Source organism: Nocardioides sp. P5_C9_2, from assembly GCF_054049555.1.
The window spans coordinates 1-9325 of sequence record NZ_JBFUMD010000105.1 but is presented as its reverse complement, the minus strand read 5'-3'; the positions used below and the strand labels follow the sequence as shown (position 1 = coordinate 9325).

Annotated in this window: 8 protein-coding genes; 5 read left to right on the top strand and 3 right to left on the bottom strand. The window is 73.8% G+C overall.

Annotation, left to right across the window (positions count from 1 at the left end; genetic code table 11):
• From ACXJKL_RS07585 to ACXJKL_RS07570, 4 genes are all read left to right on the top strand, one after another.
• Positions 1–1975 (top strand): DUF3418 domain-containing protein (locus ACXJKL_RS07585; RefSeq protein WP_457206451.1); only part of this gene is annotated, 1975 nt, incomplete at its 5' end.
• A gap of 17 nt (positions 1976–1992) precedes the next feature.
• On the top strand, positions 1993–2592 hold the full coding sequence (locus ACXJKL_RS07580) for a hypothetical protein (RefSeq protein WP_457206450.1): 600 nt from the start codon (positions 1993–1995) through the stop codon (positions 2590–2592).
• Between the two features lie 135 nt (positions 2593–2727).
• Positions 2728–3159: a type II toxin-antitoxin system PemK/MazF family toxin gene (locus ACXJKL_RS07575; RefSeq protein ID WP_457206449.1), complete on the top strand. Its 432-nt coding sequence runs from the start codon at positions 2728–2730 to the stop codon at positions 3157–3159.
• A gap of 92 nt (positions 3160–3251) precedes the next feature.
• Positions 3252–4625: an extracellular solute-binding protein gene (locus ACXJKL_RS07570; RefSeq protein ID WP_457206448.1), complete on the top strand. Its 1374-nt coding sequence runs from the start codon at positions 3252–3254 to the stop codon at positions 4623–4625.
• 229 nt (positions 4626–4854) lie between these two features.
• On the opposite strand, the gene ACXJKL_RS07565 is transcribed toward ACXJKL_RS07570, so the two are convergent.
• Both ACXJKL_RS07565 and ACXJKL_RS07560 read right to left on the bottom strand, forming a co-directional pair.
• Positions 4855–6189 (bottom strand): HRDC domain-containing protein, encoded by a 1335-nt coding sequence (locus ACXJKL_RS07565; protein WP_457206447.1) that lies wholly within the window; start codon positions 6187–6189, stop codon positions 4855–4857.
• Positions 6190–6191: 2 nt separating this feature from the next.
• Positions 6192–6809 carry a DUF3000 domain-containing protein gene (locus ACXJKL_RS07560; protein WP_457206446.1) on the bottom strand — a complete coding sequence of 206 codons (618 nt, stop codon included), beginning with the start codon at positions 6807–6809 and terminating at the stop codon, positions 6192–6194.
• A 72-nt stretch (positions 6810–6881) separates the two neighbouring features.
• Here ACXJKL_RS07560 and hemE point away from each other — a divergent pair, with 72 nt between their 5' ends.
• A complete protein-coding gene (gene hemE / locus ACXJKL_RS07555) occupies positions 6882–7910 on the top strand; it encodes a uroporphyrinogen decarboxylase (RefSeq protein WP_457206445.1) in 1029 nt (342 codons plus the stop codon).
• 19 nt (positions 7911–7929) lie between these two features.
• On the opposite strand, the gene ACXJKL_RS07550 is transcribed toward hemE, so the two are convergent.
• Complete coding sequence (locus ACXJKL_RS07550) at positions 7930–9288, bottom strand: NYN domain-containing protein (RefSeq protein WP_457206444.1); 1359 nt, start codon at positions 9286–9288, stop codon at positions 7930–7932.
• Positions 9289–9325: the final 37 nt, after the last annotated feature.

The following is a 9325-nucleotide window of genomic DNA, read 5'->3' as shown; positions in this document are numbered from 1 at the left end:
CGAGTACGTCGGCGCCCGCGGCGCCCGGTTCGCCGTCTTCCCCGGCAGCGTCCTCAAGGGCCGCAACCCGCAGTTCCTGATGGCCGGCGAGCTGGTCGAGACCTCCCGGCTGTGGGCGCGCCAGAACGCCGCCATCAAGCCCGAGTGGGCCGAGCACCTCGGCGCCCACCTGGTCAAGCGCAGCTGGTCCGAGCCGCACTGGTCGGCCAAGCGGGCCGCCGTGATGGCCCACGAGAAGGTCACCCTGTACGGCGTGCCGCTGGTCGCCGACCGCCTCGTCACCTACGGCAAGGTCGATCCCGCCCTGGCCCGCGAGCTGTTCATCCGTCACGCCCTCGTGTACGGCGAGTGGCGCACCCGGCACCGCTTCGCCGCCGACAACGCGCGGCTGCTCGAGGAGGCCGAGGAGCTCGAGCACCGGGCCCGACGTCGCGGCATCGTCGTGGACGAGCACACCCTCTTCGACTTCTACGACGCCCGGGTCGGGCCCGACGTGGTCAGCGGTGCCCACTTCGACCAGTGGTGGAAGCGCGAGCGCCAGAAGCGCCCGGACCTGCTGACCTTCGACCCCGAGATGCTCACCCACGCGAACGCCGAGGAGATCCGTCAGGCGGACTTCCCGACGAGCTGGCACGACAGCGACGAGGAGGGCCTGACCTTCCCGATCAGCTATCACTTCGAGCCCGGGTCGGCCGACGACGGCCTCACCATCGAGGTGCCCGTGAGCACCCTCAACCGGGTCGACGCCGGGGACTTCTCGTGGCTGGTGCCCGGCCTGCGCGAGGAGCTGGTCACCGAGCTCATCCGCAGCCTGCCCAAGAACCTGCGCGTCAGCTTCGTCCCCGCGCCCAACACCGCCCGCGAGTTCCTGACCGCCACGCCGCCGGGGGAGGAGCCGATCCTCGACGCGCTGGAGCGCTACCTGCGCTCGAGCACCGGCGTGGTCGTGCCCCGTGAGGCCTGGGACTGGTCGCGGGTGCCGGGCCACCTCCAGCCGACCTTCCGCGTCGTCGGCGACGACGGGAGCGTGGCCGCACGAGGCAAGGACCTCGAGTCCCTCAAGGAGCCGCTGCGTCCCTCGCTCGCGCAGGCCATTGCCGACGTGGCCGCCGACTCGGGGGTCAGCGCCACGGGGAGGACGAGCTGGAGCTTCGGCACCATCGAGGAGTCGTTCGTCCAGCGCCGGGCCGGGCACGAGGTCCGCGGACACCCCGCGCTGGTCGACGAGGGAGCCACGGTCGGGCTCCAGGTCTTCGCGTCCGCCGACGAGGCCGCCTCCCGGCACCGGCTCGGCGTACGCCGTCTCCTGCTGCTCGCCCTCGGACCGGCACCGTCGGTGGACCGGCTCGGCCTGGACCAGCGGGCCAAGCTTGCGCTCGTCGGGTCGCCGTACCCCTCGATCGCCGCCCTCGTCGAGGACCTGCGCCTCGCCGTGCTGGGGGACGCCGTCGACGCGCGCCCGCCGGTGCGCGACGAGGCGTCGTACGACGCGTTGATGGAGCAGGTGCGCCGCGACCACGACGCGGCGATGCTCGCCGGCATCCACGACGCCATCCGGGTGCTCGACGCCTGGCGCGCGGCCGACCGGGCGCTGTCGGGCCGGGCCGAGCTGGCCACCCTGCCCGCGCTCACCGACATGCGCGCCCAGGTCGGGCGGCTCATCGCGCCGGGCTTCGTCGGCGAGGCGGGGGCCGCCCAGCTGCGCGAGATCCCGCGCTACCTCGCCGCGGTGCAGTACCGCCGCGAGCGCCTCGACTCCCAGGTCGCCCGGGACCGTCAGCTGATGGACCAGATCGCCGACCTCCAGGACGCCTGGCTGCACCAGGTCGGCGCGCTGCCCGACGGACGCCCGGCGAGTGCGTCGCAGCGGACCGTGCGGTGGATGCTGGAGGAGTACCGCGTCTCGCTGTGGGCCCAGCACCTCGGCACCCGACAGACGGTCAGCGACCAGAGGATCCGCAAGGCGCTGGCCTGAGGCCTAGGGTGGAGCGCGTGTCCGACCAGCCCCGCCACCACAAGCCCGCCACTCCCGGCGCGGCCTACTTCGAGGACCTCGGGGGCGGCTCCGACCCGGCGCTGCTCCGTGAGGCCGGGGACCGTGCCGCCACCCTCCTCGTCCGGGGCGCGCGCGACACCGACGACCCCGCCGTCGTCGAGCGGGTGCTCCACCTCGCCGAGACCGAGGGCCTGGAGACTCTGGCCGACGTCTGGGCGGGGGCGCCGCCCGACACCCTGGCCGGCAGCCTGTGGCGCCTCTACCTGCTGCGTGCCTGGGTGCACGCCGCGCCGCTCACCGTCTCCCGGGAGTACGACGCCGGGCGGTCCCGCGCACAGGTCGCCCGGGTCGTCGCCGGGGTCGCCGATCCGCCCGGCCCCGAGGAGCTGAAGGCCATGGTCGACGAGACGCTGCGCGGCATCGCCGGCGGGGACTTCGCGGTCACGCTGCTGCGCGCGGCGGCCTTCGCCCGGGTCGTCGCCACCGGCCGCGCGGGGGCGCGCGGGAGCAGCCACGACGAGACCGTGAGGATGCTCACGTTGTCCGAGCAGCTGGAGTCGGCGGGCCACCTCGAAATGCGTCACGCGCTGGACTGACGACCTACACTCGTCCTCGGAGTGCGCCGGACCGCGGAAGCCCCGGGTCCCAAAATAAGCCGCCACGAGCGGCCATGCACCGTGAGGTGCTCCCGGCCCGGCGCACTCCGCGAACCGTCCCCCTATCCTCGGGGGATGTCCTCGTTGCGCGAACGGATCGTCCGCCTCCTGACCCCGTCGACCACGCGTGCCGGCGGCTCGACGTACGCACCCGAGGCCGACGGTGAGCCGGATCCCGGCGAGGTCGTGTGGGCCTGGGTGCCCTACGAGGACGACCCGAGCCAGGGCAAGGACCGTCCGGTGCTGGTCCTGGAGGAGAGCGCCGGCGGCTGGACCGGCCTGATGCTGAGCAGCCAGGACCACGACCGGGACGCCGCTGACGAGGCGCGGTGGGGCCGCTACTGGATGGACGTCGGCACGGGGGACTGGGACTCCCAGCGCCGCCCGAGCGAGGTGCGGCTGGACCGGCGCATCCCACTGGAGCGCGACGCCGTACGCCGCGAGGGCGCGGCCCTGGACCCGCAGCTGTTCGCCGCGGTGGTCGCGGCGGCGCAGGAGCGCCGGTAGCCGGGGTCGGTGCCCAACCGCCCACTAGGGTTGCGACCGCTGTGACGATGAGGCCCGACAGGCGGGTCTGCGACGACGGAAGGACACCGGGGATGCTTCGGCGGTTGGCGGCGGCAGGGACCGCGATGGCCCTGTGCCTCGCCCTGGCCGCGTGCAGCGACGACGGGGGCTCCCCGGAGCCGCCGCAGGCCAGCGCGACCACCGACCCGCCGACCGCGTCACCCACGGAGGTCACCCGGCTCAGCTTCGGCGCCTACGGCAGCGCCGACGAGCTCGCGGCGTTCCAGCAGGTCGTCGACGCCTTCAACGTCAGCTCCACGACCCGCAAGGTCGACCTGGTGACCTGGCCCGACCACGAGGCCGCCCTTGAGGCGGTGCTCGCCGGTGAGGCCCCCGACGTCTTCATGGCCTCGCGCCGCGACCTGCGCCCCCTCACCGAGGCCGAGGCCACCCAGCCGGTGAGCCAGCTGCTCGACGAGCGCGGCGTCGACTTCGGCGACCGGTACTCCCGCGACGCCGTCGACGCCTTCGCGCTGGACGACGAGCTCCAGTGCATGGCCTACTCGGTCTCGCCGATGGTCATCTACTACAACGACGAGCTCGTCGACTTCGACAAGATGGAGCGTCGCGGGCTCGACGTGCCCGGCGAGGACGCGCAGGGGGACCGCACCCGCTGGAACCTGGCCGAGTTCACCGCCGCCGCGCAGTTCGCGACCCGTCGCGGCAGCGCCGACGGGGTCTGGATCGAGCCCACCCTCCAGGGACTGGCGCCCTTCATCTACTCCGGCGGCGGGAAGGTCGTCGACGACGCCGACGACCCGACCTCCCTGGCCCTGTCGGACGAGGCCACCGTCGACGCCCTCGACCGGACGCTCGCGGTCCTGCGCGACTCGGCCCTCACCCCGAGTCCCAGCGAGCTCGAGGAGAGCTCGGCGCTCCAGCGCTTCCGTCAGGGCAAGCTGGCGATGATCGCAGGCTTCCGCGACCTGGTGCCCGACCTGCGGCAGCGAGCCGAGCTGTCCTTCGACACGATCGCGATGCCGACGCTCGAGGAGGCTGCCACGGTCGGCGACATCGACGGCCTGTGCATCTCCGCCGACACCGAGCACGTCAACGAGGCCGCCGACTTCCTGGCCTACGCCGTGTCGGACTCCGCCATCGAGACGGTCACCCGCACCGGCTACATCGTCCCCGCCAACACCGAGGTCGCCGGCTCCGAGGTGTTCCTCGGTCCCGGGCGCCAGCCGTTGACGTCGAAGGTCTTCAACACCGCGATCCGCGGCATGGTCGTCCCGCCGCTGCTCGACAACGACCAGGAGCTCTCCGACGCCGTGGGCCCGCTCATCGACGACCTGGTCACCGACCCCGGGGTCCTCGACCTCGAGCAGGCCACCGAGACCATCGACGAGGCGTCGAGGGCCGTGCTCAGCCCCGAGGACGAGCCGAGCGAGTCGCCGTCCGAGTGAGACCTGGCCGCTGGGGCGGGCTTGCGCGGCCGGGGCCGGTGTGGGTGCTTGCGCGGCCGGGGCCGGTGTGACTGGCGGCGTACGACGGGTGTTGCGGCGTTGCGGTTGCGCGGCGCCGCCAGTGTGGGTGCTCGCGCGGCGGGGGCCGGTGTGACTGGCGGCGTACGACGGGTGTCGCGACGTTGCGGTTGCGTGGCGCCGCCAGTGTCGGTGCTTGACCGGCCGACGGTCAGGCGTCCTCGTCGGCCCCGTCGTCGAGGAGCTCGTCCTCGGTCGCCTCGGGCGGCTCGATGTCCCCGACCAGGACCGCGCCGGTGAGGGCGCCGGTGACCAGCTCGACCTGCCACGGGCGGGCGCCGAGGTCGCGCAGCTGCTGGCGCAGGGCGTCGGCGAGGTCGGCGGGCTCGCGCGTGGTCGGCGGCGCCCACATCGTGCGGCGTACGAAGTCGGGGGTGAGCAGGTTCTCCACCGGCAGCCCGAGCTCCCCGGCGAGGGTGAGCATCGCCGCCCGCGCGGCCTTGAAGCGACGGTCGGCCACCGGGTCGCGGTCGGCCCACATCCGCGGGTGCGGGGGACCCTCCTGGCGGGGGGCGCGGGTCGGGAGGTCGTCCTCGGGCATCTCCATCACGGCCTGGATGGTGCGCACCCACGTGCTGGCGTAGCGGTCGGCGCCGCGGCCGTGGAACCCCTGCGTGCCGAGCAGCGCGCCGCGGTCCGTGGGCAGCGCGGCGGCCGCGGCCACGATCGCGCCGTCCGGGATGACCCGGCCGGGCGTGACGTCGCGGCGTGAGGCGATCTCGTCGCGGGCCTCCCACAGTGCGCGGGCGGCCCCGACCGAGCGCCGTCCGCGGAGCTTGTGCACGCCCGAGACACGGCGCCACGCCTCCTGGCGCACGGCGGGCTCGAAACCGAGCAGGTGGTCGAACTCCTGGCGGGCCCAGGTGTCCTTGCCGGTCTCCTCGAGCTCGGCGGCCATCAGGTCGCGCAGCTCGAGGAGCACCTCGACGTCGAGGGCGGCGTACTCCAGCCAGGCCTCCGGGAGCGGGCGCGTGGACCAGTCGGCGGCGGAGTGCTCCTTGCGCATGCGCTGACCCAGCAGCGTCTCGACCAGGGTGGCGAGCCCGACACGGGGATAGCCGAGCAGGCGACCGGCGAGCTCGGTGTCGAAGAGCGAGGTCGGCTCGAGCCCCACCTCGCGCAGGCAGGGGAGGTCCTGGGTCGCGGCGTGCAGGATCCACTCGGTGCCGGCGAGGGCCTCCTGGAGCGGGGCCAGCGACTCGAAGGCGATCGGGTCGACCAGCCAGGTGCCGGCCCCCTCGCGGCGCAGCTGGATGAGGTAGGCGCGCGCCGAGTAGCGGTAGCCCGATGCCCGCTCGGCGTCGATGGCCACCGGGCCGGTGGCCGCGGCGAGCGCCGCGCAGGCCTTGGCGAGCCCGTCCTCGGTGTCGGTGATCTCGGGGAGCCCGTCGCGCAAGGTCAGCAGCGGGACCTCGGGGGCCGGCGGGGCGTCGGGGTCAGCGACCTGGCTGTCCTCGGGCTCGGGGGTGGACCTGCGTCGGGTCATCGTCAGGAGCCGCGCTGACCGCGCCGGCTCGGGATGGCGGTGACGCCCTCGGGCACCGGCGGCAGCCCGACGGCGGTGCACAGCAGCTCCGCCCACGCCTCGACGTGCGCCTTCATGTCGGGGACGCCTCGCTCACCGGTGACCGGCGTCCAGGACGCACGCACCTCGAGCTGGGCGGTGCCGTCCTCGTCGGCCATCCCGCCGAAGCTCTCGGTGGCCACGCTGGTCACGGTGCCGGAGGCGGCGAGGTACTCGGCGGAGTGCGCGTCGAGCGCCTCGGTCAGCCACGTCCACCCCACGGCGGCGAGCATCGGGTCGCTGATCAGCTCCGGGTCGATCTCCGCGCGGGCGTAGGCGACGCAGCGGAAGGTGCCCTCCCAGGCGTCGTTGCCGGCGGGGTCGTGGAGCAGGATGATCCGGCCGGTGCCGAGGTCCACCTCGTCGACCGTCACGTCGGCCGACAGCGCGGTCGACCACGGGGCGATGCGCTGCGGGGCCGGCATCTCCTCGCAGAAGACCTCGGGCCGGACCGCAGCGGCTCGCATCTGCTCTGCCGCCGCGCGGAACTCCGCGGGACCTGCGGCACCCGTTGCCGGGTGCGACTCCTGACGGGCCACCATGGCCCCACAGTAGGTCAGGAGCCGCCCGCGACGATGTGTCGCCACGCCGCCTGACCTGCGAGGATTCGCACCGTGACCAGCCTCGCCGACAGCCCGTTCCTCCGAGCCGCGCGCGGGGAGGAGCCCTCTCACACGCCCGTCTGGTACATGCGGCAGGCCGGCCGCTCGCTGCCCGAGTACCTCGCGCTGCGCGAGGGCACCGCGATGCTCGACGCCTGCATGGACCCCGACATGGTCACCGAGATCACCCTCCAGCCCGTCCGCCGGTACGGCGTGGACGCGGCCATCTTCTTCTCCGACATCGTGCTGCCGCTCAAGGCCGTCGGCGTCGACCTCGACATCAAGCCCGGCGTCGGCCCGGTGGTGGCCCAGCCGGTGCGCACGCTGGCCGACGTCGCGGCCATCGACGACCTGACCCCCGACCACGTCCCGTTCATCACCCAGGCGGTCCGGAGCCTCGTGGGCGAGCTCGGCGGCACCCCGCTCATCGGCTTCGCCGGGGCGCCGTTCACCGTCGCGTCGTACCTCGTCGAGGGCGGTCCCTCCAAGGAGCACGCGAAGACCAAGGCGATGATGTTCGGCGCCCCCGAGGTGTGGGACGCGCTGATGACCAAGATCGCCGGCATGGCCGCGACGTACCTCCGCATCCAGGTCGAGGCCGGGGCGAGCGCCGTCCAGCTCTTCGACTCGTGGGCCGGGGCGCTCACGCCCGCCGACTACCGCGCGCACGTGATGCCGCACTCGGCCCGGGTGCTGGCCGCCGCAGGCGAGCTCGGGGTGCCGCGCATCCACTTCGGCGTCGGCACCACCAACCTGCTCGGGCTGATGGGCCAGGCCGGTGCCGATGTCGTGGGCGTCGACTGGCGCACCCCGCTCGAGAACGCCATCCCGCTCGTCGGCGACAAGGTCGTCCAGGGCAACCTCGACCCGACCCTGGTCTTCGCCCCGACCGAGGTGATGACCGCCCGAGCCGGCGAGATCATCGAGGCGGGCCGGGCGGCGAAGGGACACATCTTCAACCTGGGCCACGGGGTCATCCCGAGCACCGACCCCGACCAGCTCAAGCGGCTGACGGAGTTCGTGCAGGGCTACCCCCGCTAGGCCGACCCCGCGGCCCGGGTCAGGACCCGGTGGCCGCAGCCTTCCGCGGGGTCCGGGTCCTCCGGGTCACCACCGGCTTGCCGGGCTCCGGCTTGCTGGACTCGGCTGGGCTGGACTCGGCTGGGCTGGACTCGGCTGGGCTGGACTCGGCTGGGCTGGACTCGGACCGGGCGGGCTCGGCCGGTGCCGACGCGGGCTCGGCAGTGGACGCGGGCTCGGCAGTGGACGCGGTCGCCTTGGCGGTCCGCTTGCGGGCCGTCTTGGTCACGGTCGGCCGGCCGGAAGCGGACTCGCCGGGCTCGGTGGCCGGGGTGGGGTCGGCAGTGGTGGCCTCGGCCGGCTCCGAGGCCGCGGCCTTCCGCGACCTCGAGGCCCGCTTCGCGGGCGCCTTCTTCGCAGGGGCCTTCCTCGCCGGGGCCTCGGCAGCCGGGGCCTGGGCGGAAGTCGCCTGGGTGGAGGGCGCCTGCTCGACGGCGACCTCGGCGGGGGCTTCCTTCGGGGTCGCCTCCTTCTGGGTCGCTTCCTTCGGCGGAGCGTCCTGCGTGGGCGCGGCCTTCGTCGTGGCCTGCTTGGCGGCCTGCTTGCTCGCGGCCTGCTTGCTCGCGGCCTGCTTCGCCGGGGCCGACCTGGTCCCCTTGGCCGGCCGGCCGGCGAGCCGCACCAGGATCTGGCGGCCCTCGGTCCGCGACTCGAGGTAGGGCTGGGCCGCGACCAGCGACGACAGCTTGGCGTGGCCGAAGTTGCGCGGGTCGAAGCTGGCCTGGGTGCGGCTGAGGTGATTGCCGATCGAGGAGACGGTGCTCCAGCCCTCGTCGTCCGCGGTGGCGTTGACGGCCCGGGTCAGGACGCCGTCCAGGTCGATCTTCGGGGCGTCGTCGTCWGGGGCAGTGGAGCCGGGCGCGTCGTCGGCCGGCTCCGCGTCCGCGGACTCCTCGCCCAGCACCTCGAGAGCGATGAACCTGTCGCAGGCGTTCTGCAGCGACTGCGGGGTGCGTTGGCGTCCGAGGCCGTAGACGACCTTGCCGGACTCGCGCAGCCGCAGCGCGAGGCCGGTGAAGTCGGAGTCGCTGCTCACCAGCGCGAACGCCTCGACGTTGCCGGCGTACAGCAGGTCCATCGCATCGATGATGAGCGCCGAGTCGGTCGAGTTCTTGCCGACGGTGAAGGCGTTCTGGTGGATGGCGCGGATGGCGCGGGCGTTGAGCTCGCGGGTCCAGCCGCTGAGGCGCTGCGACGAGAAGTCGCCGTACGCACGCTTGATGGTCGGGGTGCCGTACTTGGCGAGCTCCTCGAGCAACGCCTCCGCGTACTTCGGTGAGGTGTTGTCGGCGTCGATGAGCACGGCGATCCGGACACTGCTGCTGAGGTCGTGGTCCACACCGGCACCTTACTGACGCCCGGTGCCGCTCCGGTAC